Source organism: Rhodococcus sp. 15-725-2-2b (assembly GCF_002259075.1).
In the GTDB taxonomy this organism is placed as follows: Bacteria; Actinomycetota; Actinomycetes; order Mycobacteriales; family Mycobacteriaceae; genus Rhodococcoides.
Map to the genome: position 1 here is coordinate 110,145 of NZ_NPFL01000023.1, position 24,793 is coordinate 134,937.

Here is a 24,793-nt window from a genome sequence, read left to right on the forward strand (position 1 = left end):
TCAACATTCCTTGACGACGCGATAGCGTCAAGAAATATTGACGCGTCGTCGGGCGCTGCGTCGACGCGAATACCGGGCGTGCCTGTGCTGCGTCCACCGTTCGCGTACTACGGCGGAAAGACCCGCCTGGCCCCGGCGATCGCCGCCGCCCTGCCCGAACACACCCAGTACGTCGAACCGTACGCAGGATCGCTCGCTGTGCTGTTCGCCAAGACCCCGGCTCGGTTGGAGACCGTCAACGATCTCGACGGCGACATCGTGCACTTCTGGCGGGTGCTACGAGAGCGTCCCGACGATCTTGTGCGGGCCTGCGCGCTGACCCCGCACGCGCGAATGGAACGCGCAGCAGCACTCTCGCGCCCCGCCGACCTCGACGACGTCGAACGTGCCCGCCGAATCTGGGTGTGCCTGACCGCCGGTCGCACCGGCACGCTGCGTAATACCGGTTGGCGATACGACACCTCCGACTCCGCGTCGACGTCCATGCCGCGCCGACTGTCCGGTTACGTCGCTCGCATCGAGGCAGTCGCTGCCCGGCTTCACAGCGTCTCGCTCGAACACCGTGACGCCCTCGAGGTGATCGAGGCCTACGGCGGCGGACGACGAACCGTCATCTACGCCGACCCGCCCTACGTCGGGGAGGTCCGGACACGCAACTACCGCACCGAAATGATGAGCACGACAGACCATCACGCTCTCGCCGAACGACTGCACGCCTGCCAGGCGAGCGTGGTGCTCTCCGGCTACGCCAGCGATCTCTACGACCGAAAGCTCTACCGCGACTGGTACCGCACCGAACTGCGCTCCCACACCAGCCAGAGCGGAACGTGGGAACACCGCACCGAGGTGCTCTGGTCGAACCGGCCGCTACGCATCGATGCGCCCGACACCCCAAGCTCGACATGTAACGAAACTCCCGGCACGGCAACCGAATGTAACGAAACCCGGTGCCAGGCAGCCGACTGCGCGAAGGTGCTCACCCAACCCGCGACCGGTCGCCCGAGACGCTTCTGCTCGCCCGCGTGCCGAGTCCGCGCGCACCGCCACGCCAACACCCATCCCCACCGACGACCCGCATCTCCGACAACCGATTCGAGCGAGGAAACATGACCATTGAGCGACCCGCCGCCGTCGACGACGTGATCCCGGCGTGCACCGACGACCCGTCGGCCTGGGATCTCGACGCCTCGACAAAAGATCGGTTGAAGACGGCTGTCCGAGCCTGCCGGTTCGAGTGCCCGGTGTACGACGCGTGCCGGGAAGCGCTCGCGGCCGGCGCAGTGACTCCCATGTCGATGGTGGTCGCCGGGATCGCCTACGACTACAACGGTGACCCCGTCGACCTGGACAGCCCACGTGCCCGCACCGGGCCCCGCAACGAACGCGACACCCGATGGGTCGACGAACGAGGTCACTCCTACAACGGACACACCGGACGATGGGAATCACCCGCCAGCGCCATGGAGCAACGACGCCGACGCATCGCCTGAACTCTCGACACACCCCGGCCTGAACGTAAGAAGGCACCCGCGCACGAACCTGCGGGTGCCTTCTTACGCTCCAGTGAGTGGCAGTTACCGATCACGCACTTCGACTTCAACGTCCCAGTCGATCTCGTAGTCCACGAAATGTGGGGCATCGTCCATGCCGCTGCTCTCGAACATCGGGTAGGCCCCCTTCTGTCGATCGGTTTGCAGCACCGCGATGTGAATCTCGTCCGCCGACATCCGAATCTGTCGTAGCTCCCCGGTCATCGCAGTGTCGGTCCACCGCAGTGGCACGAACGTCACCTGGCAGTGAATGTCGCCGCCGTGCAGGCGATGTGCGGGCTTGGTCTCGCTCTGTGGTTCCAGGCGTAACCGGTGCCGCCCATGTCCGATGCTCACCCGAGTCCGTGATCGGCCGCGCGCGATGTCGCTGCGGTATGCGCCGCGGGCGGTGGTGTGCGCAGCGTGGGCGAGGAGACCCGCGCCGCTCCGGACGAGCGCCCTGGCGGGGGAGTGACCAACCCACGTGGCCGCGTCGACGCGCGCTCGGCGTCGACCGCATTCGACACCGATGCCGCCGATACCGACGCGGACACAGCCGCAGTGTTGTCGGGGCGTGCGGCCGGCCTCGACCGTGCTTGCAGATCCTCGAGGTCGGCGGCGAGTGCGGTGATGTGTTCGGCGTCGGCGACCGGGTCGAGGACGGAGATGTTCGCGCGTAGGTACCGCACCTGTGTGAAGCGGTCGACGGCGATGCGGTCGGTATCGGAGACGTCCGCCTCATGGATGACGCGGAGCACGGTGTCGTTGCGCATCGGTTCGATGGTGCCGCCGAGATCGGCGGCGAGCTGCTCGGCGATGCGGTGTGCGTCGTCGGGGACGTACGCGCCGACCTCGGTGCGCGAGTTCGGGATCGGGCCCGGTCGGGTGGAGTAGACCTCCACGTCCAGAACCGCGACTGCGTCGGGACCCTCGACCGCCGAATCGGGAAGCGGTGGTGACGATTCGACGACGGCGGCTACTGCTGCGGTGACGTTGCGGGGTGCGGGGATGACGGTGCGCAGGACACCGTTCTTGTAGGCCGGGAGTGCGGTCAGGTCGGCCGCGAGCTCGCCGGGGCTGCCGATGAACTCGACATCACGGCGTGAGGTTCCCTCGGCGACCGAGTCGATGACGACCGAGACGGTGTCGAGCTCGTAGGTGTCCGCCACTGCCGCTGCTTGGGTGAGTGCGAACTGTCCAGCGGAGCGGGAGGTGTAGAACGAGCCGCGAGCGAGCACGAAACCGGGGTCGCCGTACTCGTTGATGTTGGCTACTTCGACGTTGAATTCGGGCTGGGTCATGTCTGTGGTCCTTCTGATGATGTGGGTGCGCCCGTACGCGGGAAGATGTGTCGAGCGTGCGAGGGCACGGGGATCCGCGACCGGTGCCGGTGCGCGGGCGGTGCGAGGGAAGTGCGGTCAGTGCGCGGTGGCAGGCGAGGACTGCGGTTCGGTCGGCGCGTCGGGTGCAGTCGACGAGGCGGCGTCGTGTTGTGGGTCGGGGCCGGCGGTGTTCTCGGCACCGACTCGGCGGCGCGGCGTACTGCGACCGGTGACGCGCTTCGATGCCCTGGATGTTTTCTTGCCGACAGGTGTCGGTGCGGTCAGTCCACTGCCGGTGAGTTCGGCAACGGTCCACCCGGCGTCGATCGCTTCTTTGTACGCGGCAGCGTGTTCGGCGTTCGCGTGTTCGGCGGCGCGAGTGGCCTCGGCGACTTTCTCGCGCGCGGCGGCGGACGCTTGGGCGGCGTCGAAGAGGGACTCGATGTATTTGGTGCGGTTCTCGATCGCAGCGCGTGCGCGCGCGATGACGGTGTCTTTGTCGACCGTGGGTGTGATGGACATCAGATGTGAGGGCCTTCCAGATTCGGTGCGCGGAAATCCCCACCGGACAGGCACCGATCGCTCACAGAGCAACACAACCCACAGTGCGGTGAACGCAGTGCAGGGTGAATCGGTACGGGTGGGGCGCGCTCGAACGTGACCCTCATCGACGCTCGAACTTCACTCGATCCTAGATCATCTGCGCGCTGGGCGGCGAGCCAACCGGCGCGGAGGTGGATGTTTCCTGTCGGTGCCTGCTGGCACTGTGCCGACCATGACCGACGACAACGCCACCACACCGCAGCCCCTCGTGCGCGTGCGAGAGGTGCTCGACGGCAAGGTGCCCAACGGGACGCACGTCGTCGTGCACGGCACCCTCGACGCGGTCACAGTGAAGACGTACGAGCAGACAGGTCAGTGGGCGATGGGGCGTCTCGTCGACGGCAAAGACTCGATCGACTTCTGGATGTTGGCGCGCGCGTTCGCACGCACCGGTCGATTGTGCGTCGAGACGGCCGGCCCGATCGCTGCGACCGCATGTGTGTCGGGCCCGCCGTATCGCACCGCGCTGGTGATCAACAGCATGGAGCGCATCGAACCCCGCCCGGAACCCGGCATCGATCGGACTGCTGTCTGACACGATCGACCGCTATGAGCGTCACTCTCCCCCCGCCCTTGACCGCCGACACCGACGACGATGCAGTCAATCTGCTGCGGCGGTACTACGGGAGCACCTACCTCGGCAGTGGGTGCTATACCGGTGCGCTCTTCGACAGCTGGGCACCGGAGAACCGCGTCGCCGACAGCAACCGGTTCACCGCCGACGATCTCGTCGCGATCACGTTCTTGTCGGTCGCCGTCAAAGCGGGAGCAGCACGCGAGCTCCTCGTCACCCGTGCCGCACGATTTGCGGAGTTGCTCGACGCCGTCGGCCCGGATCGCGACCTCGTCGACGAGACGGACGGGCTCACGCCCGACGCACCGATCCTGCTGCTGGAGAACGAACTACGAGGCGTGACCGACGTCGGCCGCACCATCGCAACGAAGCTGATGGCCCGCAAACGTCCCCGCCTGGTGCCGATCTACGACGTGGTCGTCGGCCGCGTTCTCGATACCGAGAAAGTGCACCGTGATCCCATCCGGGAAGCGCTGCGCGCGGACGACGGTGCGCTGCACGCTCGACTGCTGAGAATCAGGGCGGCAGCAGCATTGCCCGACGAGATCAGTGCGCTGCGCGTCCTCGACGTCGTCAGTTGGATGCACGGCAAGTCGGCGTAGACGGACGTGCACAGTCGTCGCGTTGCAGCCGTGCACATTGCGGTTTCATCGGCTGCACACGTCATCGTTGCGACTCGTGCAGAAGCGTCGGTGCGTGCGCCACGGACGGTCAGTAGTAGTCGTTGTCGTACTGGTTGCGGTAGTACCCGCGACGGGCCCTGCGGTCATCGACTCCGCTGGCACCGCCGAGTGCGAGGAGGGGAACCATGAACAGCATCACCGCGATGAACGCGCCGATCACCGCGATGAACGCGCCGAACGCGACAGCGAGAACGACGAGGTATGCGCCGACACCGATGACGGTGAGAATGTTCGCGACGAACCCCTTCCATCCGGGGTCGTTCTCACCGAGGTACCGCACGTACCAGATCAGGAATCCGGCACCGGCGACAGCGAGCAGGGGGAGCGGTCCGACGTCGTCGGTGAAGAGCGAGGAGAGCGTCATCGTGTACGTCCTTGTCGTGTGAGGACTGCTCTCACCGGTGCGGCGTCGCGGCCCAAGCCTGATGGATCAATGTGTACCGTGCGCCACCGACACTGATCGGTCGCGCACGGTTTCAGAACAGCGTTGGTGGTGCTTGTGCGTCGAAGCTGTGTCCGGCTAGCGCGGCCAGCATCCGTGGTTCGTCGTAGCCGCCAATGAGTGCGTCGCGGATCGCGATCGCGCGCCCGTAGCGTCCGCGCGGATCCCCGCCCGCTGGTGTCGGGCCGATATGTCGGCCGACAGCGACGGCGTGCGCGAGGTTCGCCGATTGGGTGCCGCGTTTGAGGTGCCCGTCGGCGACTCGCACGCACAAGGTTTCGTCGCAGTCGTGCTCACCGACGATCCCGTCACCGAGGTCGCCGTATTCGAGCAACAACGCGAACCGGTGCGCCGACAACGTGCGTGGCGTGTCGCCGTCAGTGAAGGTGAACCTCCCATAGGAATCAGGAAAACTGACGGCTGAACGCCACCACCAGCATGTCGGAGTTTTGACGACTTTCGTCCAGAACCGTGCCACCGTCTTGGCGGTCAACGGCCCTTGCAGCGGTCGCCACACCCGAGAAACCGGCTGCGGCTCAGCGGCGTCGGTGTCGTCACCGAACAACGCCAGTTGCATCACCGGAGCGGTCACCGGCTACCCCTGACCCGTCGCGGGATCGGCGTCCGGGACGCTGTCGCCGGTCGCGGGTTTGCTCGTCGCTGCATCGCCTGCCGACGTCGAGTCACCCGGCTCGTTCAAGGCCGATCCATCACGCGACTCTGCGTTTGCATCCGAGTCGGAGTCCGAGGTGTCGTCGCCGGTGTCCGCGCTCGCCGACGGCGCTGCGGTGTCGGCGAGCAGTGCCAGAAGTTTGCGTGCTTCGCCGGTCGTAATCCCCGCGAGTGTCGCAGCGGCGCTGAGTGTTCCTTCCCGGCCCCTGATGTCGTCGAGCGCGCGGGCCATCGCCAGCCGGGCCGCGTCGATCTGCTCAGCGGCCGCGAAGTAGTCCGTCAACGAGCCCATGTTTTTCTCGTCGCGCGCTTTGCGGTCGGCGACGACTTTTTGCTGCGCTGCCCGCGCCCGAGCACGCGCAGTCATCCGAGCCTGAGTCGACGCCATGCCGCCCACTCTAACCCCGAGCACCCTCGAATTCACAGATCCTGACACAACCTCCTCCCGCATCACCGATCCACAACCACCGAAACTCCACCCCACGCCACCAATCTCAACCCCTACCGATCTACAGCCAAAAGCCAAGACCAACCCCACAAACCTCATGCATTCAGGCCACTTTGGGGATTTCGCTGGTAGGGTCCGGTCCATGATGGGTCTGCACAAGCTCACCGCTGGGGACGGGTATACGTACCTGACCAGGCAGGTTGCAGCGGCAGATTCCACTGAACGAGGGGCCGCGTCACTGGCCGAGTACTACTCCGAGAAGGGGGAGTCACCGGGCCGGTGGACCGGGTCCGGTCTGGCCGAGCTGGAGACGATCGGCGCGGGGGAGCAGGTGTCCGAGGCGCACATGAAGGCGCTGTTCGGTGACGGCCTGCACCCCGAGGCCGACACGATGTACGCGGAGAAGTTCGCGGCCGAGCTCGCTGCCGGTGCGTCGACGAAGAACGCAGAGCGAGCAGCGGCGGCGGCGATCAAGCTCGGTCGCGCATTCAAGATCGACAACGGAGCCTCCGACTACCGGGTCGCGTGTGCGAAGGCGTTCGTCGAGCACAACCTCGCGGCCGGCGAGAAATGGAACGCACCGATCGAGGCCGAATCGCGCGCGACGATCCGCACCCGCGTCGCGCGTGAGATGTTCGAGCGCGAGTACGGACGCGCCCCGGCCGACGAGCGTGAACTGTCCGGGTGGGTCGCCAAATCGGGGCGACAGAACACCAAAGCCGTCGCCGGGTTCGACCTCACGTTCACGCCGGTCAAGTCGGTGTCGGCGCTGTGGGCGGTTGCGCCGCGGGAGATCTCGCAGGAGATCGAAGCAGCGCACGACGCCGCGATCGCAGCCGCCCTCGAATACCTCGAAGAGCACGCCTGCTTCACCCGTCTCGGCAACGGCGGTGTCGCGCAAGTCGACGCGAACGGATTGATCGCCGCAGCGTTCACCCACCGTGATTCGCGCGCCGGTGATCCGAACCTGCACACCCACGTCGCGATCTCGAACAAGGTCTCCACAACCCTGCCGGACGGGACGACGAAGTGGCTTGCGCTCGACGGGGCTGCGTTGTACCGCAACAACGTTCCCGCCTCCGAGGTCTACAACACCGCCCTCGAAGCGCAACTGCGTGAACGCATCGGAGTCGACTTCGCCGAACGCCCGAGCGAGGACCGGTCGAAGCGACCCGTCCGTGAAATCGTCGGCCTGGACACACGGTTGGCCGAACGCTGGTCCTCCCGCAACGCTGCCATCGTCGTGCGCACCGCCGAACTCGCACGCGAGTTCCAGGCCGAGCATCACCGCGAACCGACCGCCATCGAAGCGATCCGGTTGGCGCAGCGCGCGACACTGGAAACCCGGCAGGCGAAACACGAACCGCGCTCGCACGCCGAGCAACGCGGAGGGTGGCGCGCCGAGGCGATCGACGTCCTCGGTTCACCAAAAGCACTGTCGAAGATGGTCGCCGAGGTGACCGGCAAGAAGCGCACCCGGGCGAGCGTGGACATCGACGACCCGCGCTGGATCGACTACACCGCCGCCGACGTCGTCGAGGTCGTTTCCCGAGCACGCTCGCGCTACCAACGGCACAACATTCGCGCCGAAGCGATCCGTCAGGTCCGCACCGCCAACCCGCCGGCCGATCGCATCACCGACCTCGTCGAAGCGATCACCGACCGCGCCTGCGGCACCGACCTCGCCGTCACTCTCGGCGACGAACTCAGTGACGACGTCGCCGCAGACATCGCCCCGAATGTGATGCGTCGACGCGACGGCCGGGACGTGCACACCCGCCACGAAGCAACCTTGTTCACCACCACTGCCGTCCTCGACGCCGAGACGCGCATCGTCGCCCTTGCACAGCGCAACGACGGTGTTGCAGTCGCCGACGAGCATGTGGAGATGGCGCTGCTCGAGTCCGCTGCGAACGGCCGCGAACTCAACGTCGGACAACGCTCACTCGTGCGCGCAATGGCCACGTCCGGTGCAAAACTTCAGCTCGCACTCGCACCCGCCGGAACCGGCAAGACCACCGCCATGACAGCACTGACACGGTCGTGGCAGAACGCAGGCGGGCACGTCGTCGGGTTCGCGCCGACCGCCGCTGCCGCCGCAGTCCTGCGTCAAGATATCTTGACGACAACCGATACGTTGGCGAAGTTCGTCGACATCACCAAACGTCTACGCAATGGCGATCCGGTATCCGTCCCGGAGTGGTACACCAACATCGGACCGGACACGCTCGTCATCGTCGACGAAGCCGGAATGACCGGCACCCTCGACCTCGACGACGCAGTCACCGCCCTCGCCGAACGCGGCGCAACGGTACGGCTGATCGGCGACGATCAGCAGCTCGCGTCCGTCGCCTCCGGCGGTGTCCTGCGCGACATCCACGACCGCGTGGGCGCGCTCACGCTCTCGCAGGTGGTGCGCTTCCGCGACAAGGCAACCGGCGCCGCCGAAGGCGCAGCATCTCTCGCACTGCGCGACGGCGACGACGCAGCGATCGGCTTCTACATCGACCACTCCCGGCTGCACGTCGGCTCCATCGCCACCGTCACCGACGACGCCTACAGCGCGTGGAGCGCCGACCGCGCCGCCGGCAAGGACGCACTGCTGCTCGCACCGACCCGTGAGCTCGTCGCCGAACTCAACACCCGCGCCCGCACCGACCGCCTCGCCGCCACCGACGCCAAGGTCGGACGTGAAGCCGTCCTCGCCGACGGCCTCCGCGCGAGCGTCGGGGACATCGTCCGCACCCGCTCCAACGATCGCCGCAACCCGCTCTCGCAGACCGACTGGGTCCGCAACGGTGACCGCTGGACCGTCGAGAAAGTCGGCCGTGACGGATCACTGGTGGTACGCCATCTCGAACTCGGACGCACCGTCACCCTGTCACCGGACTACGTCCAGGAATCGACCGAACTCGGCTACGCCGGAACGGTCCACTCCGCGCAAGGCTCGACCGCCGACACCTGCCACGTCGTGGCCACCGGCGACGAAACCCGACAGCTCGCCTACGTCGCACTCACCCGGGGGCGACTGAACAACCACATGTATCTCGCGACCGCCTCCGACGGTGATCTGCACACCGCGATGACCGAACGCGGAATGCTTCCCCCGACCGCCGTCGACGACTTCCGGGCGATCCTGCGCCGCGACGGCGCACAGGTCTCCGCGCACTCGACCCTCGCTGCTGCCGACGACCCGCATGTGAACCTGGCACCGGCCGCGAACGCCTACGACTACTCCGTCGCCACCGCCTGCGAAGTCCTCGCCGGACCCACCGTGATGGCCGCGATCGACACCGCCGCCGACGCCGCGATCGCCGGCCTCACCGACGACGCCGCATGGCCGGTCCTGCGTGGACATCTCGCGATCCTCGCCGCCGGAGGCGACGACCCTGTCGCCGCCCTGAACACCGCGATCACCGAACGCGAACTCGGCACCGCGGGAGATCGGGCCGCAGTCCTGGACTGGCGACTCGACGCCACCGGACGCCACTCCGCAGCACGTGGAGCATCGGGGCGGGGGCCGTTGCCGTGGCTGCCTGCCATCCCCGACGCACTGCGCAAGGAACCGGAGTGGGCGAGCTACCTCGATGCCCGCGCCGACGCGATCGCCGTCCACCGTGAACGCATCGCCGCCGACGCCGCCGGGTGGACACCGACAACGGCACCGGTCTGGGCGCGGGCACTGCTCACCGACGAACCCGACCTCGACCTGCTCACCGATCTCGCGGTGTTCCGCGCCGCGCACGACGTCGACCCCGCCGACCGTCGACCGACCGGACCCGAGCAGTACGCGGCCGCGTCGGCAATCGTGCAGCGTCGCCTCGACACTCGCGCCGAGACGATCATCGGTACCACCAACGACGCCGTCGTTCGGTGGCGTCCGTTCGTCGACGAACTCGACACCCACATCGCCCGCGATCCGTACTTCCCGATCCTCGCCGACCGACTCTCCGCCGCCGCCCGCGCCGGAATCGAAGTCCACACCCTCGTCCGCGACTCCCTCGCCGCGTCGCCGCTACCCGACGAGCTGCCCGCTGCCGCACTGTGGTGGCGACTGTCCGGTGAACTGTCCGCCGCTGCCCTCGACACCGACGCCGCGGACACCGCAGCGCTGATGCCGTCGTGGGCACCGATGCTGACCGAACTGCTCGGCGAGCGCGCCGCCACCCGCGTGATGTCCGACCCGGCGTGGCCCTCACTCGTGGCGACCGTCGACGCCGCCGACCCCACCTTGTGGACGCCGGGGGAGTTGCTGGGGACTGCGTACGAGTTCCTGCACGGGGGCATCGACCCGGTCGATCACGGTGTCACCCTGCCCGCCCACGAACTCGCCACCGCGCTGACGTGGCGGGCCGAGATGCTGGTGCGCGAGAACCACCTCGCCCGCACCTACACCCCACTGCCCGTCGAACCACTCTCGATCGAGGACGAAGAAGCCCTCGCACCGCTCGACGAGACGATCGGCGACACGACCGGCGACGTGCTGCCGGCCGAGTTCGCCGATCCGGACTACCTCCCGGCACCGGCCAATACGCAGACAGTTTCAGCAGCGGTCGATGCGGACGCGCCGTCGATCCCGCTGGGCGGTGATGCCGACTACCTCGCCTCCCTCGACGCACTCGATGCGCCGCTGGAGTACGACGACGCCCCGCCGCCCGAGTACGACGGTCACAGCGACGATGTCACCGCCGACGATCCGGACGTCGATACCGACGTCGATCCGTACGCGGCGATGCTCGAACACGCACACGTGTTGGCACTGCCGTACCCGACGGTCACCGCCGACGAACGGGTCCGACTGCTCACCCGCGATCTCGCGGCGGCGAAGGCCGACCACCGCGCGCTGCGCACAGCAATTGCCGATGGCACCAGTCCGACGGTGTTGCACCTGCGCACGGCACTGACCGAGATGCAGGAACACGCGGACCGGCAACGCCCCGCCCGGATCGCGATGCTCGACGCCCGCCAGGACTGGATGGACACCGAATTCGAGGCCGAAGCGCTCTGGCACCGGATCGACACCGTCATCCGGCCCGCGGTCGCCGCCGACGTCGCAGCCGCCGAGGACGACGACGCTCGTCTGCTCGCTCAGCGTGGTCTCGACTGGGAGATCTGGCGCGCCGGATTCGCCGACGACGCCGCGACCGCCGCCCGCACCCGCGCACACGAAGCCGCTGCCGAGTACGAGCGCGTCACCGCCGCCGACGGAGGAGAAGTCACCACAGCCGACGTCATCACCGCTCGCGGAACAGCCGAAAGCATCGACCTCGCCGCACTCGCAGAACTCCAGCAGGAAGTGGACGGCCTCGACGGCATGTTGCTGCGGGCCGAGCACGCAGCGAGGCGTATCGCGGTGACCTCGACACACGCGCAGACCACCGTCGAGGTCCTCGACGCACCAGAAGTCGAGACAGCGGACCACCTCGAGCAGGAAACGCTTGCTCCGATAGAGCTGGTAGTGGAGGACGCAGCCGAGCCTGCCGCCGATCCGCAACCTGTGCTCTCGCCGGCGGACGCCGCCTTGCTCGCGAGGATGGAACAGGACCCGATCAGGCTCGTCCCGGACGCGGAGTTGATCGCGTTCGTCGACCGCGCCGGACGATCGCGCACCGCACCGACCGTCGTCGCGGACACCGAGAAGCTGTACGCCCGCCTCACCGAGCAAGCTGCAGCGATCGCCGCCGCCCGAGAACTCGACGCCGAACTGCGCCGGATCGGGGCAGAACACGAGGCGGCGCGCACCGAACACGCTGCACTCACCGATCGACTGTCGACCGCCAAACGGCGCGACCGCAAGACCCTCGAACCTGCCGTCGCTGACGCCCGACTACGGGAAGAGCGCCTCGCACGCCAGGTCCGCGACACAGAGCGGGCGGCCAGCGATGCAGCCGGACGTGTGCGGGCCGAGACCAGCGAATGGCCCGCGATCGCGGCACGCGCGAGCAACCCCGACCGCCGCGCCGCCGACCTTGCAGCCGCCGCCGTATTCGACACCGCCATCACCGAGCGTGACCGCCGTCTGCGGGCGGTGTCCTTGGCCGGTGAGCGTCACGCCGCCGAACAGCGCATCCGTGCTTCCTCAGCGACAGCCCGAACGGTGGAGGCTCCTGCGATCGGCGGAGTCACTGACACGACGAACCGTCGAACCGCCGATGCTCAGCCCGCCGACCCTGCCGCGCAGAAGAACATCGCGCGGCTACTCGCAGACGCACCCGGACCCGGACGTCCCCGCAGCGGCAAACAGACGCCGCGTCCGCAGCAGCTGCCCGACGCTGTCGTCACCGAACGCCAGCTCGATAACGACCACGGCCTGTAACGAGCTGCCCGGGCGGTCCGGTCGGAATGGGATCGGTGAGGCAATAGCCCGGGCCGTCCACGATCCGTCAGGAAATGTTGACGGACCGTGGATGCGAGCGGTGCGGTTCGTCGACTAGCTGTCGAGGCCGTACCCGTTGTCAGGTTCGTGACCCGGTTCCGGCCCTTCGTGTTCATTGCCCTTCCACGGCTTGGCGGGCCCCGGACCGTCTTCTACTGCGCGGAGGAAGTGTCCGGGCCGAGTCGATGTGTCGCCCGGTTGCAGATGTTCGCTTCCTCCTGCGGTCTGCGCGCTCGCATGTTGAGCAGCAACGGATTTGGCGTGCATCATGGCCCGCACTTCATCCGCACTTTCCATGCCGAGTTCTTCGACGAGGGCTTTGGTGGGATTGAGCATCAGCGACCACTTCGGGTCGCGGCCCTTCGCTGCCGCGCGTTCCGCGCGGGCGGCGTCGCGCGCGAGCGCTTCGGGGCTGGTCTCGGCTTCCTTGATCTCCCGCCGCAGCCGCGTCACTTCGTTCGAGAGGTCCTTGAGCTGTACCGCTTTCGGGAAGTCCGAGAGCTCGACCAGTTCGAGGTCATCGAGGCGTTGTTCGTCTCGATCGAGTGAGCGTTCGGCCTTCGCGAGGTCGGTGTCGACGGTGTACGCCATGTTCTCCATCCGCGTGAGCAGACCGAGTGAATGCTGGCTGCGATCGCCGTCCCCGATCCTCGGATACAGATCGTGGGCTTCGATGACCTTCGTCGACGACCCGAGACCGGAGAACGAGAGATACAGCGCACTGTCCTGGGCCGGGCGAGAGGCCTCGATCGGGAATCCGCTCATCTCCGCGATCACCATCGTCTTGGTCAACCCTTCGCCCTTGAGGGCCTGGTAGGTGCCCTGCAACGCTATGGCCATCGCATTCGCGGCGTCGCTGCGCTTGTCGTAGAACACCCCGCGGATGGTCATACCGGGCCACTGGTCGACCTCGCGCCGGCCCTTGAGTACCGGTGCTGCTTCTTTCAATCCGACGACCCGCTGGCGTGCGCGGGGTACTTCACGGCGCAACCGATCGCGGTCGCGTTCGATGGAGCGTTGCTCGGCGAAATGCGAATCCGCTTCGGACTGGAGCTCCTGAAGCTGGGAGTCCAGCTCGATCTGCTGGATATATCGATCGTCACCGGTGGCCAGGGCCTTGGTCATCGCCGAGTTCTCGGCGAGCGAATCGCTGTCGAGGTCGACCACACGCCGCATCGACCGGTCCGCTCTCTTGAGCTGTTCGATGAAGTGCGCCTTGCGGTGCACGGTCTGCCACATGACGGTGTCGAAGGTCTTCTCGGCGACGTAGTTGAACACCTTGACATGCGCGTTCTGGTTGCCCTGCCGGATGATTCGGCCCTCACGCTGTTCGAGGTCGGCCGGTCGCCATGGCACGTCGACGTGATGCAAGGCGATTGCGCGATCCTGGATGTTGGTGCCGGTGCCCATCTTCTCGGTGGATCCGAACACCACCGATACCTTTCCGGTGCGGCACATCTCGAACAGGCGGGCCTTCTCCGACGGCTTCGGGTAGTCGTGGACGTAGGCGATCCGGGCGGTCTCCATCCCGCCGGCGAGCAGCTCGGCGCGGATCCCGTCGTAGATCGACCACGACCCGTCGGCTTTCGGGGTGGATCGGTCGCAGAACACGATCTGCAACGCACCCGGTGTCGGGTGCGGTTCACCGGACGAGTCGAGGTAGACGTTCTCGCTCGATTCTCTGTGCACGTTTAGGATTCGCTGCGCGACGATGTGCGCGCGGGAATGCTCCGGCGGTGCCGGATCCAGATGCGCGACCCTCGGGTCGAGGGTGGCGTTGCGGCCGTCGTTGGCGACCTTGAGCGCATTGTCGATATCAGGCCGCTTGGCGTCGGCATTATCGGCGCGATACCCGAGGTCGGCGATGAAGTCCTGCACCTCGAGCGCCGGGGTGAAGGTGACGTCGGTGTTGCGGCCACCGTCCTTGACCGGGAGATTCGCCGGCACCTGATCGCGGGTGACGGCATCGGTGTACACGCTGGTCATGCCGATGAGATCGCCGACGTTGGTGAATTCACCGACCCGAGTCACTGCCCGCAGTCTCGATCCGGACGAATTCAGCTCGACTCGTTCGACGGTGTCGGTGAACGTTGCCCCCCAGTCGTTGATCGAGGCGACCCCGGCGTCCTCGAGGAGGTCGGGCCGTAAGTAGTGCTGCATGACCCACAGTTCGGCGAGGGAGTTCGCGACCGGGGTGCCGGTGGCGAACGTGGCAACTCGCTCGATGTATTCCTCCGGCGGGATGCCCTTGGTGATCGCCTCCTCACGGCGCATCGACCGCAGATAGTTGAGCTTGAGGTCCATGTCGGTCGCGCGGTGCGAGCCGGAATTGGCGAGCTCGGCGACCCCGGACGCGCGGGCGAGGTTCTTGAACTCGTGCGCTTCGTCGACGAACAGGTAGTCCGCCCCCGATGCCTCGAACGTGAGCCCTCGGTCCTTCCCGGCCTGTTCGAGGGCGGTTTCGAGTCTTTCTTCGAGCTTGGCTTTCATCGCTTCGAGCCGCTTCTTGGTCAGACCTTCGTCGACGTTGCCGAGTTCGGCGTCCAGCTCGGCGACCTGTCCACGGATGTATTCCGCTTTCGTACCGGGGTCGACCCCTATGGAGGAGAACACCGACCGCGGGACGACGACCATGTCCCAGTCCTGCGAGGCGGACTGGGCGACGAGCAATCGGCGCCCTTCGGCGTCGGTGGCCGCCGATCCGGACAGGATCCGTGCGCCGGGATACCACTGGCCTGCTTCGCGGACGACCTGGTCGATGATGTGGTTGGGCACCACCACCCACGGCTTGTTCGCCAGCCCGAGGCGCTTGAGCTCCATCGCACCCATCAAGATGGTGCCGGTCTTACCGGCCCCGACGACGTGATCGAGCAGCACTGTCGGTTCGGAGACGATCCGAGCGGCGGCGTCGCGCTGGTACGGGTACGGCGAGTACTTGTCCCCGAGACCGGGGAAGGACATATGTGCACCCGAATGCACCGGTGCGACAAGGGAGTTGAACTTGTCGTTGTAGATGTCGAGGAGCTGTTCGCGCCGCACTTCGTCGGCGTGCAACGCCCATTGCCCGAACTCTTGTGAGAGCCGCCGGGCCTTCGATTGCGCGGCGCGGGTCGCAGCATCGTGGATTGCTCCCGCGCCCGCGCGATCACGGAACTCCTTCGAGCTGGTGATCTCGACGGTGTCGCTGTTGAGCAGGTCTTGGAGAAGCTCTTTCCATGTGTAGTCCCCAGCGCGCATCCCGGCGTTGGCGATCCCGCGGTCTTCGGCGGGCCGGTGCTCGAAGTTGAACTTCGTCGACCATGCGTGACGTTTGGGCATCAGCGCCCACTTGAGGTCCTGCTCACTGCTGCCCGGGTAGTGGCCGACGGCGACCTCCCAGCGCCCCGACGCCCGTTCGATGGTGACCGGCACATCGGCCGGTACCTCGAAGGTTTCCCGGACGAACTGGGTGTAGGTCTCGATCGGCACCCACGGCGCACCGAGGGAGACATCGACGTCGGTCTTGCGCGGCGGGATCGCCGCAGTCAGGGCGTCGACGTTGGCTTGGTAGCGGGAATCGAGCGCGGCGACCTCTTCGGCGTCGGCGAGTTTGGTGCGGACGTTGCCCGACAGATACGTCGACGATGACACCCACCGGGTCGGATCGGTCAGCGTGCGGAAGGCCCGTCCTTCCATCTGCGTTTCGGCCTGCTCGACGGTGGTCCCGAGTAGCTCCGCGATTCGCCCGACGTCGAGGCGGGCTTGCTCGTCGAGGCTGATGGCCATCGCCTCGTCGACGGTCTCGGCGTAGTCCCGCAGCTCACGTGAATGCAGGACGTCGGTGTGGAAGATAGCCGCCTTGCGGGCGGTCATCGTCTCCTCGTCGAAGTGTTCGAGCGCGAAGACCGGCGCGAACGTCGGATCGGTGCGTAGTGCTTTACCGAGGTGGCTCTGCAGCTTGGTGGGCTGTCGGGGATTGATCCACGCATCGTCGGAGAGCCGGTCGTAGACGTCTTCAGGGATCTCCCCCGCGTACGGGTCTCCGGCGACGCCTTCGTCCTTACGCCAGGTGTCGATCAATTTCGCCAGAGCGGCATCGTGCCGCGATTCGGTGAGGTCCTTGGGCACGGTCATCGCGAACCGGTTGATCGGGCCGTAGCGGCCGACGTAGGCGTCGTACTGCTCACCCAGGATCTCCCGCAGAGCTTGCCGCTGCCCGGGACTGGTAGCGGCGTCCTTCTGCGACTCGATCAACGCGCGGGTGGTGTCGCGCAGGGCCAGCAACTGTCCCCATTCGGCGACCTGTTTGGCTCCGCGGGTGCTCACCGGCTCCCAGTCGCGGGAGTTCCAACGTTCGATGGTCTCTGCCTGCGCGTCGTGCCGAAGGGTTCCCACCGCGAGGTCCGACTCCTCGAGGGTGTTCCCGGCGGCGAGCAGACCGCGCTCGAAGTCCTCTCGGGTCGGGCCGAAGGTGTCGCGCCACGATGCGGTATGTCCGAGACCGGCAGCTTTCGCGGCGTCGACGATGGTTCCGAGCCGATCCTCGACCAGTGCCGGGAGGTCGACGTCGCTGTCGGGGGCGTCGACCGACAAAGTCTCGTTGCCGTACATCCCGTGCCCGACCCGCAGCTCACCGAGCACCCATTCCGGGTGATCGGTGTAGACGGCATTGATCGGCACACCTTTGTCCTCGCCGGCATCATCGAGTGCGGTGGCGTTCTCGAGCTGCAGGAACCGCTCGGTCAACTGTGCAGGTTTCGCCCCGTCGGCGCGGCGACGCAGCACGAGGATGTCGGTGACCACCTCCGTACCGGCGACGCGGCGGAACGCGTTGGACGGCAACCGCACTGCCCCGACGAGGTCGCCGAGGGCGGCGATGTCGCGGCGCGCCCGCTGGTTCTGGGCGTCGAGGGTGTAGCGGGAGGTCAGGACGGTGACGTAGCCGCCGGGTGCGGTCATCGCCAACGATTTGACGATGAAGTGGTTGTGGATCGAGTGCTTGGCCTGGTTGTGGACCGGGTCGTAGAGCCGATAGTCACCGAACGGGACGTTGCCGATCGCCGCGGTGAACGAGGACGCCGGCGCGGTGGTCTTCTCGAATCCTTCGCCGCGGATCTGCGCCGACGGATTCAATGCGGCGGCGATCGCGGCGGTGGTCGCGTCGAGCTCCACCCCGACCATCTGCGCCGACGCCGGGGCGTGAGCGATGAACGTCCCTGCCCCGCAACCCGGTTCGAGAACTCGGCCGCCGGTGAACCCGGCCCGGATCGTCGCCTTCCACATCGCGGCAGCGATCGCCGGGTCGGTGTAGTGAGCGTTGAGGATGGTCCGCTGTGCCTGAGCCCACGCGGTGTCGTCGAGTAGGGCGCGGACCTGCTCGCGTTCGGTGTTCCAGTCGTCGCGGCGCGGGTCGAACACCTGCGGGGTCGCACCCCAACTCGACCAGCGGGCGAGGACCGCTTGCTCGTCGGCGGTGGCGTAGCGATCCTGCGCAGTCACAGCCGCCAGCACCCGCAGGGCCTCGATGTTCGCTGCCACACGGGCTTTCGCGCCGGACGGAACCAGGACCTGTGTGCCGGGACGGAAGTCGACGGGCTCGACGTTCCACAGTCGCTCGGCGACCGTCTGCGTGTCGACCACCATCCCTTCGGTGGTGTCAGGGACTGCGGTATTCGGGGTGGGATCGGGGGTCGGTTCGATTGTGGGGGAGTCGGTCTCGACGCTGGGCGCGGGAGGGTTCTGCGTGGGGAGGAGTTGGTCGACGCGGCGGCCGTCGACGGCGATCAGGTGCCGACTCTGGTTGCCGTAGCTCACCGCCGCAGCGTGATCGTCGGGCCCGAGGGTCTTCTGATTCTCTTCGGGGATCAACGACACATCGCCTGCACGCCGAAGCTCCATCAGTGCGTCGGTGACCTGCTCGGCGGTCAGTGTCCCGTCGAGGTCGGTGCGGATCCGCGCCAGCCGCACATACGCCTCATCCTCGCGCGCCAGCCGTCCGTAGGCATCGCGCACGAGTTCCGTCGGTGTCGGTGCCGCGATCTGTACGGCAACGTCCGGTTCGGTGTCGGCGGCGAGGATGTCGGGATCGACCGGGTCGGGGAGCGGTGTCCCGCCGATGTCGGCGGCATTCGGGTCGATCGGTGCGGCACCGTCGGCGTCGAACGCGAACAGGTCCAGTTGGGCGTCGGATTCGCTGCGGCGGGTTACTTTCCGCTTGCCGCGTGCTCGGCCACCCTCTCGTCGAGCAGGCTCGTGAACGACGGAAACAGCGGGTGGCTCTGCGACGTCGGGTAGGGCAGGTCGTCCTCGATCCTCGCCTGCAGCAGATGCATCGCGTAGTACCGGAACTGCACCGGCTTGTCTTTCCACAGTGCGTCCGTCAGCCACAACGTCGACTGGATCGGATCCGCGCAGTTCAGCGGATCGCGCCACCGTTCCGGATCGCTCCGGTGCACCTGGATCCGTGCCCGGTCCCGTTCTGCTTCCGCTTCCGGGCTCTCCTGATCCGGCGGATAGGCCTCCATCTCCACCGGGAGCTGGTTGTAGATCTCCTCGTTGATCACGAAGTCCGTCGCCTGCGCCCACGCCTGGTTGATCAAGCCCACCTGCTCCATGAACGGGGCCGGCTCCCCGTTCTCCCGCAGATACCTCTCCAGGACCTGGCTCTGCATGTGGACCTTCATGTTGTCGATCCGCTCCGCTATCCGCTCGCTCTCGCGCTCGAGGAACTCCTGCTGATCGTCCGGGTTCAACTCCGGCGGCAGCCCCTGGTGCTCGAGATACAGCTTCATTATTTCTTGCGTTATCGGGTCGATCATGGGTGTCACTGTCCTCTGTCTCGGCGAACAAATCGAGCTGGAAATCGTCGGAATCTCTGGCCATGGTGGGTGCGCTCCTGGAGTCGGGCGAGACGGGCGTATGCGACCCGCACCTGCTGTGGTGGGAGGCGGTCGCTACCGTCGTCGTCGGTCGGAGACGCACTCTCCGGCCACATCGGCCCTGGTGGGTCTAGCCACCCACCAGGGCCTCTGGCTACTTCGGTCAGGGGTTGTGTCAGGTTTTCGCGATCAGACGCCCAAGTCGTCGAACCATCCGGGCGGTGCAGCGACGAACTCGTTGCGCAGCGCCGGGGTGTTCTGATGGGAATCGCGGCTGCACCGATACATCGGGCCGTGTTCGGCGTCGAGCATCGTGCGCAACTGTGGGTCGGCGTGATGGACCCACCACCCCGACATCGCCGCCCCGTCGTCATCGGCGGACGTCGCGGACTCCCATGCGGTCCACAACGAGTGCAGCCGCACCACGACTTCGGGGTGCTCCCACCAACTCGGGCAGAACACCTGGTTCTTGCCGGGCGAGGACGACAGTTTGCGGGACACGATCGCCGAGAACCACGCATCGAACCAAGCGTCGAACGTGGGAAATCGTCGGGGCTTTTCCTTGGCGAACGAGGGGATCTCGTCGTGTCCGGTCTCGTCGTGTCCGGTCTCGTCGTGTCCGGTCTCGTCGAATTCGGTCTCGTCGAAACTGGTCTCGTCGTATTCGGTCATCGGTACGGCTCCTCGTCGCTGATGGCCGTGACTGTCTCGGCGGTCGGGGCTGCTGTTCGCTCGATCTGGATCAGGTCCTTTTCGGGGATGCCGTAGCGGGCGAACGAGGAGTTGATGCCGTTGGCGTTCGGTCCGTCGGACCAGTACACCTTCACCACCAACACCGGCCGGTTACCGGAAATCAGCACCAGTGCACGGGTTTTCGGGATCGCTCCGAGGTCGTCGACGGTCAGGATCGGCTCTTTCGACCAGGACTGCGACTTCGAGGACGAGCCGCTGTCGAACATGCCGCCACTGCGGGAGTTGGACCAGCGTTCGACGTCGTGGTCACCGACGAGCGCGGACAGCTCGGACAGGGTGGTCTTGTCCTTGAGTCCGCCGCCGTACCAGAGGAAGTTCGCGGCATCGAGGAGCTGCTTGACCCCGTCTTGTCCCCACACCTTCTGGGCCTGGGACAGGTTCTGCACGATCGTCATCACGCAGATCCCTTGCGATCCGAGGTGGGAGTACCAGGCCGGGAGTTCGGGGAGGCGGCACACGTTCGCGGCCTCGTCGAGGATGCACAGCATCGGCACCGGTAGCCGGCCGCGCGGGCTACGTCGTGCGACGCGCTGTGCGGCGTCGATGATCGACCCGATCAGCGCGGTGGTCAGCGCCGAGGAGGAATCAGGGCCTTCCTTCGACAGCGCGTAGAGGGTGTCGGTGCTGGTGACGAACTTCTCCACGACGAACTCCGTCATCGCGTGCGGATATCTCACTCCGGCACCGATCGTGGTGTCCGGAGTGTCCTCGACCCCGAGGTCGGCTCGGTTCGGCGGCAGGATCGACATCGCGTACGACTTCTCTTCCAGCAGGCCGATGAACCGGCGAGCCATGTCGTACAGGCCGTCTCGCTGGCGCGGGTTGAGATCGCTCGTCGATTTCAGGCGCATCGCGACGATGGCGTGCCCGTGTTCCAGCAGCAGCTTCTGGGGGAGCTCGTTCGCCTCGTCGGACAGCCAGCCGTAGACGTGCAGGAGATCTCCGCCGCCGCACGCTGCCGCGAACATCATCTGCGCGAGCAGTTCCTGTGCGCCGCCGTCGAAGTAGGCATCGACTTTGGCCGAGTCATCGCGCGAGGCGGCAGCGAAGTACGAGGCGAGCTTGCGGGCGGCGACGATGGTGTCGATTCCGCGCAGCGGATTCCACCAGAACCCGTCGCCGGTGGTGAGCGGACCTTCGGCGATCCCCTGCAGGTCGTAGCGCCACACTGTGCCGAGCTGCTCGCGGACACCGCGAGTGAAGTCGTGTCCGTCGCGCTTGTTCGAGGTGAACAGCGCCGCGCCGGGCGCGGCGCACAGTGCGTCGATCGCCAGCGCCGCGGTCTTGCCCATACGAGGTCCGGCGAGGGCGAAGAGCATGTCCTCCCACGACATGAACACCTTCTGATTGCCCTGGACGGTGCGTCCGACGACGACTCCGATGTCGGAGTCGTCGAGGGTGTCCAACTCGGCAAGATCGGATCGTAGCGACTTCGCTCGTTCGCGTGCCTGCTTGCCGGTCACCCCGGTCAGCTTCGACGTCGGTCCCATCAGGCGGGCCTTGGCGTCGACGTCGTTCTTGCTGCTGCCCGTCGCGCGGGCTGCTGCGGCGACGCCGGTGAGACCGGAGACGATGATCACCGCGATCACGAATATCCATGTCGAGACCGTCGGCCAGGTCAGCTTCCCGCCGGCGACCGAGAACAGCGCCCCGAACGGGTTGACGGGGATATCTTCACCGGTGTCGACGAATACGTGCCCGAGCCACAGTGAGCCGTAACCGAGCGCGATCAGCATGATCACCACCGAGACGGCGATCAGCGGGAACATCGACGACGATGTCCCGGCTCCCTTGGAGGTCGGCTTCTTGGTCACCATGCGTCCACACCAGCCCCGGTGGAGGTGTCGACGCCGCGGTCGATCTCGATGACGTTCGCGACTCGGTCGGTGATGTCGATGACCGACTCCGACGGGCGGTTCTGTCGTGGTGCCTCGAGCATCAGATCGGCCAGACGGATCGGTTCGACGTCCGCAGCGGTGGAGGACACATCGAGGGTGCGTTCGGCAATGTCGTCGAAGTCGAGGCCGTCGAGCTCGGCGGGCAACTCGAGGACGTCCAGCGATAGACCTGGGCGCAGTACCGCGTCGTCGATGCCGTTGTCGACAAGCCGCTGCCGCCACGCATCCTCGTGGACTGCCGTGCGATCGGCTGTGGCGTCGGCCCAGTCTTGTTGGACGGGGTCGGTGAAGGTCTGGCTGGCGATCAGCTCGTGTGCGACACCGGTCGCGGCGAGAAATGCCGCAGCCCGCGCCAGCGAGAGGTCGGAATCGAGCAGACCGAATGCGCGGCTGTCACTACGCGGTTCGTACAAGTGCGAGCGCGCGCGAATCTCCTCGCGTCGGGTGTGCGCCCGATCGGGCAAGCTGCGGCGGCGTGCGGCAGCCAGAGCGGCGCGGCGACCGCGTTCGTAGGCGGCAGCAGCGATCTGCGAGCGACGCTGGAGTTCGGCGGTAGACGGTTGGATGCTCATCGACGGACACCGCCGTCGAAACCTGACTGATTCTCGGAAGTGCTCGACACGAGCAGGAATGAAGTCGACATGGAGGGCCTTCACTGGGAGCGTCGGCCAGCCCACAGCTCGAAGACACCGGCACCCGAAAAGAGGTGCGGTGCAGCGCTGTTGCTGGATGGACGCTCGACCGTGACCCTCATCGACGGTCGAACGTCATCAGACTAGCTCATCGCCGCGTGCTCTCGCATCCTTCGGAAGCGAGCCCGACGCCGGACGTGTCCCGAGCTGATAGGCCACAGGGTAAGTACAGCCAAGATTCTGCCCCGCCCGACGGAATCGCAGCGCTGACGTCGCTACCCCAGTGCCACATGCCGTGCTGAAAGTCGACGTACGGGGCGAACACAGCGTCGACGCTGTGCGATGAGGAGGCTAGTAGTGAGAGAGGCGCGCGGGGAAGCGGCACAACGTACTATAGGAAACTCAAGACTTGGCCTATCGAAAAGAGGCGAGTGCGCATGACCTCTATACACTGGAGAGCTGACCAGGCAGACTGGCGTCGCCGTCAAATCGCCTTCCTTCAGCGCCCCGAGAATTTGCAAATCGCGGAAATCGAGAAGGCTAATCCGGAACGCGCTTCGGCTTTGAGGGAAATGGCTTCGACTTTGAGGGAAAGGGCTTCGTCGATGCCGCCGATAGATGCTGAGCCCACAGACTGACGATCACTCAATGTCTATTGTGCAGCAGTACGGTCCGCTCCTAGCGGCCGGAATTGCGCTATTTGGGGTCTTAGTGACCGTTCGTGCTACGACCCGCCGAGAGCTAGAGCGCGCTCGGTTGGATCGTGAAGATCGGTATCGACAGGATGCACGAGCTGGCATAGCTGTCGTGCTTACCGGCGCGACCCTGTTTTCACGATACGGCCAGGTCATGAGTGTCCAGTGGAGGTGGGTGCGACTTGGCTTCGTGAGATCTACCGAAATGGCAACAGCCACTGAGAATGCTATGCGCGATCTGAATGCGTCACTGGAGCATGCTCGTCTACTTGTCCGAGACGAGGCTATAGCCGCCTCGCTGGAAGACCTAGTCGAGTCCTTCTCTGATGCAGCTTCGCAAATTCATAGCGCGATAGACGCATTCTGGGACGGCGGCCCAGCTGTTCTTTCTGAAGACGATGTCCCGGATGTCTGGCAACGCTTTCATAATGTGTGTGCCGAACTTCGGAATGTGGCAGGAGTAACTTTAAGCCCAACTGTCAGAGCGGAGCGCTAATCGAAGCAGTACAAAAGTGCCGTTCCGAGAAAGCGAATCTGGTGCGCTTAGCAGACCTCGGATGCTCACGCAGCACTCGAGAAGCGATCAGGGGGCGCACCCTGACATTGCTGCGGGGCAGGTACGGCCACACAGACCACAAACGTTCGTGGGCGTAGTCGCTGGACCTGGGGATACATCTCGGATAGGTGGGAAATCGTCTGTAGAACCGCTGCGGACCGGCAGCATGGGGGCCATGGGTGATGTCATCGACTTCGTGCCGCGGTTCTGCCTCACCGATCGACAGCGGGAGCTGATGCGGATACACGCGTGGGTGTGCGCCGACGGAGCGTACGACGACATCGAAGAACGCGGAGACGATCCTGTCGACCCGACCGACTGGTGGGATCTGTTCGACCGACTGCCGGAGTGCACCTACAACGAATCAGCCCTGTGGCGACGCCAGATGGCCCGATCGTTCGACGACTTGGCCGAAGACCTCGACGCCGGCCGCCTTCCCCGTCCCCGCACGATGGCCGAGCAACTGGCGCTCATGATCGTTATCTTGCAGGCCTCGGCCGCTCTGGCCGACGCCGAATACGGCGAAGACGTCGCCGCCCTCGACGCTCATCCTCACGACGGCGACTGGGATGCCGTCTCGGACGGCCTGATGGACGATCGTGACGCCGAAGCGTTCTATCACCCCGCCACTGCCGTGCAGTGGCTACAGATTTTCCCTTGCGATACCTGGTTCACAGCCCGACTGGGCGAACAACCCCGCGATCCTCGCCGGGGGTTCAGGCGATGAGTTCCCTCAAGCGGCTCGCACCACGG

At 66.2% G+C, this 24,793-nt stretch carries 17 protein-coding genes; 6 read left to right on the forward strand and 11 right to left on the reverse strand.

All coding sequences use genetic code 11. The annotated features are described in order from the left end of the window. The first annotated feature begins 78 nt into the window (after positions 1-78). Entirely contained in the window at positions 79-1,110 is a 1,032-nt protein-coding gene (locus CH306_RS27420; protein ID WP_256981286.1) for a DNA adenine methylase, read from the forward strand. Then, positions 1,107-1,490: a hypothetical protein gene (locus CH306_RS27425; protein ID WP_032370873.1), complete on the forward strand. Its 384-nt coding sequence runs from the start codon at positions 1,107-1,109 to the stop codon at positions 1,488-1,490. The genes CH306_RS27420 and CH306_RS27425 overlap by 4 nt, the downstream gene beginning before the upstream one ends. A gap of 84 nt (positions 1,491-1,574) precedes the next feature. Here CH306_RS27425 and CH306_RS27430 read toward each other — a convergent pair whose 3' ends face one another. The 3 genes from CH306_RS27430 to CH306_RS27440 form a co-directional block, all read right to left on the reverse strand. Continuing rightward, complete coding sequence (locus tag CH306_RS27430) at positions 1,575-1,886, reverse strand: hypothetical protein (protein WP_032370874.1); 312 nt, start codon at positions 1,884-1,886, stop codon at positions 1,575-1,577. Continuing rightward, positions 1,883-2,830, reverse strand: coding sequence for a hypothetical protein (locus CH306_RS27435; protein ID WP_094648416.1), 948 nt, complete (start codon positions 2,828-2,830; stop codon positions 1,883-1,885). The genes CH306_RS27430 and CH306_RS27435 overlap by 4 nt, the downstream gene beginning before the upstream one ends. A 117-nt stretch (positions 2,831-2,947) precedes the next feature. Then, the gene (locus CH306_RS27440) at positions 2,948-3,373 is read right to left on the reverse strand and encodes a hypothetical protein (RefSeq protein WP_032370876.1); all 426 of its coding nucleotides are present in this window, start codon (positions 3,371-3,373) and stop codon (positions 2,948-2,950) included. 253 nt (positions 3,374-3,626) lie between these two features. On the opposite strand from CH306_RS27440, the gene CH306_RS27445 reads away from it, so the two are divergent. Continuing rightward, on the forward strand, positions 3,627-3,989 hold the full coding sequence (locus CH306_RS27445) for a hypothetical protein (protein ID WP_143544399.1): 363 nt from the start codon (positions 3,627-3,629) through the stop codon (positions 3,987-3,989). 14 nt (positions 3,990-4,003) lie between these two features. Further along, positions 4,004-4,630 carry a DUF6308 family protein gene (locus CH306_RS27450; RefSeq protein ID WP_094648418.1) on the forward strand — a complete coding sequence of 209 codons (627 nt, stop codon included), beginning with the start codon at positions 4,004-4,006 and terminating at the stop codon, positions 4,628-4,630. A gap of 109 nt (positions 4,631-4,739) precedes the next feature. On the opposite strand, the gene CH306_RS27455 is transcribed toward CH306_RS27450, so the two are convergent. The 3 genes from CH306_RS27455 to CH306_RS27465 all read right to left on the reverse strand — a co-directional run bounded on the left by CH306_RS27455 (position 4,740) and on the right by CH306_RS27465 (position 6,213). Beyond that, positions 4,740-5,075 (reverse strand): hypothetical protein, encoded by a 336-nt coding sequence (locus tag CH306_RS27455; RefSeq protein WP_094648419.1) that lies wholly within the window; start codon positions 5,073-5,075, stop codon positions 4,740-4,742. A 112-nt stretch (positions 5,076-5,187) separates the two neighbouring features. Further along, positions 5,188-5,745 (reverse strand): hypothetical protein, encoded by a 558-nt coding sequence (locus CH306_RS27460; RefSeq protein WP_094648420.1) that lies wholly within the window; start codon positions 5,743-5,745, stop codon positions 5,188-5,190. Positions 5,746-5,748: 3 nt separating this feature from the next. After that, entirely contained in the window at positions 5,749-6,213 is a 465-nt protein-coding gene (locus CH306_RS27465) for a hypothetical protein (protein ID WP_094648421.1), read from the reverse strand. Between the two features lie 202 nt (positions 6,214-6,415). On the opposite strand from CH306_RS27465, the gene mobF reads away from it, so the two are divergent. Further along, positions 6,416-12,589 (forward strand): MobF family relaxase, encoded by a 6,174-nt coding sequence (gene mobF / locus CH306_RS27470; RefSeq protein ID WP_179273037.1) that lies wholly within the window; start codon positions 6,416-6,418, stop codon positions 12,587-12,589. Positions 12,590-12,703: 114 nt separating this feature from the next. On the opposite strand, the gene CH306_RS27475 is transcribed toward mobF, so the two are convergent. The 5 genes from CH306_RS27475 to CH306_RS27500 form a co-directional block, all read right to left on the reverse strand. Further along, positions 12,704-18,805, reverse strand: a complete 6,102-nt coding sequence (locus CH306_RS27475) for a helicase-related protein (RefSeq protein WP_256981291.1) — start codon at positions 18,803-18,805, stop codon at positions 12,704-12,706. Between the two features lie 26 nt (positions 18,806-18,831). After that, entirely contained in the window at positions 18,832-19,446 is a 615-nt protein-coding gene (locus CH306_RS29680; protein WP_068426468.1) for a hypothetical protein, read from the reverse strand. 249 nt (positions 19,447-19,695) lie between these two features. Further along, positions 19,696-20,178, reverse strand: a complete 483-nt coding sequence (locus CH306_RS27490; RefSeq protein WP_094648424.1) for a DUF4913 domain-containing protein — start codon at positions 20,176-20,178, stop codon at positions 19,696-19,698. Next, a complete protein-coding gene (locus CH306_RS27495) occupies positions 20,175-22,076 on the reverse strand; it encodes a type IV secretory system conjugative DNA transfer family protein (protein WP_094648425.1) in 1,902 nt (633 codons plus the stop codon). The genes CH306_RS27490 and CH306_RS27495 overlap by 4 nt, the downstream gene beginning before the upstream one ends. Beyond that, positions 22,070-22,729 (reverse strand): TraI DNA relaxase, encoded by a 660-nt coding sequence (locus CH306_RS27500; protein WP_094648426.1) that lies wholly within the window; start codon positions 22,727-22,729, stop codon positions 22,070-22,072. The genes CH306_RS27495 and CH306_RS27500 overlap by 7 nt, the downstream gene beginning before the upstream one ends. A 1,486-nt stretch (positions 22,730-24,215) precedes the next feature. Between CH306_RS27500 and CH306_RS27510 the strand changes: the two genes are divergently transcribed. After that, positions 24,216-24,767: a hypothetical protein gene (locus CH306_RS27510; RefSeq protein WP_094648428.1), complete on the forward strand. Its 552-nt coding sequence runs from the start codon at positions 24,216-24,218 to the stop codon at positions 24,765-24,767. The last annotated feature ends 26 nt before the right edge of the window (positions 24,768-24,793 follow it).

Excerpts from the sequence above, each read along its gene's own strand:
- CH306_RS27440 (WP_032370876.1), bottom strand. The coding sequence starts at position 3,373 with ATGTCCATCACACCCACGGTCGACAAAGACACCGTCATCGCGCGCGCA.
- CH306_RS27435 (WP_094648416.1), bottom strand. The coding sequence starts at position 2,830 with ATGACCCAGCCCGAATTCAACGTCGAAGTAGCCAACATCAACGAGTAC.
- mobF (WP_179273037.1), top strand. The coding sequence starts at position 6,416 with ATGATGGGTCTGCACAAGCTCACCGCTGGGGACGGGTATACGTACCTG.
- CH306_RS27510 (WP_094648428.1), top strand. The coding sequence starts at position 24,216 with ATGGGTGATGTCATCGACTTCGTGCCGCGGTTCTGCCTCACCGATCGA.
- CH306_RS27465 (WP_094648421.1), bottom strand. The coding sequence starts at position 6,213 with ATGGCGTCGACTCAGGCTCGGATGACTGCGCGTGCTCGGGCGCGGGCA.
- CH306_RS27445 (WP_143544399.1), top strand. The coding sequence starts at position 3,627 with ATGACCGACGACAACGCCACCACACCGCAGCCCCTCGTGCGCGTGCGA.
- CH306_RS27425 (WP_032370873.1), top strand. The coding sequence starts at position 1,107 with ATGACCATTGAGCGACCCGCCGCCGTCGACGACGTGATCCCGGCGTGC.
- CH306_RS29680 (WP_068426468.1), bottom strand. The coding sequence starts at position 19,446 with ATGATCGACCCGATAACGCAAGAAATAATGAAGCTGTATCTCGAGCAC.
- CH306_RS27500 (WP_094648426.1), bottom strand. The coding sequence starts at position 22,729 with ATGAGCATCCAACCGTCTACCGCCGAACTCCAGCGTCGCTCGCAGATC.
- CH306_RS27455 (WP_094648419.1), bottom strand. The coding sequence starts at position 5,075 with ATGACGCTCTCCTCGCTCTTCACCGACGACGTCGGACCGCTCCCCCTG.
- CH306_RS27450 (WP_094648418.1), top strand. The coding sequence starts at position 4,004 with ATGAGCGTCACTCTCCCCCCGCCCTTGACCGCCGACACCGACGACGAT.
- CH306_RS27495 (WP_094648425.1), bottom strand. The coding sequence starts at position 22,076 with ATGGTGACCAAGAAGCCGACCTCCAAGGGAGCCGGGACATCGTCGTCG.
- CH306_RS27490 (WP_094648424.1), bottom strand. The coding sequence starts at position 20,178 with ATGACCGAATACGACGAGACCAGTTTCGACGAGACCGAATTCGACGAG.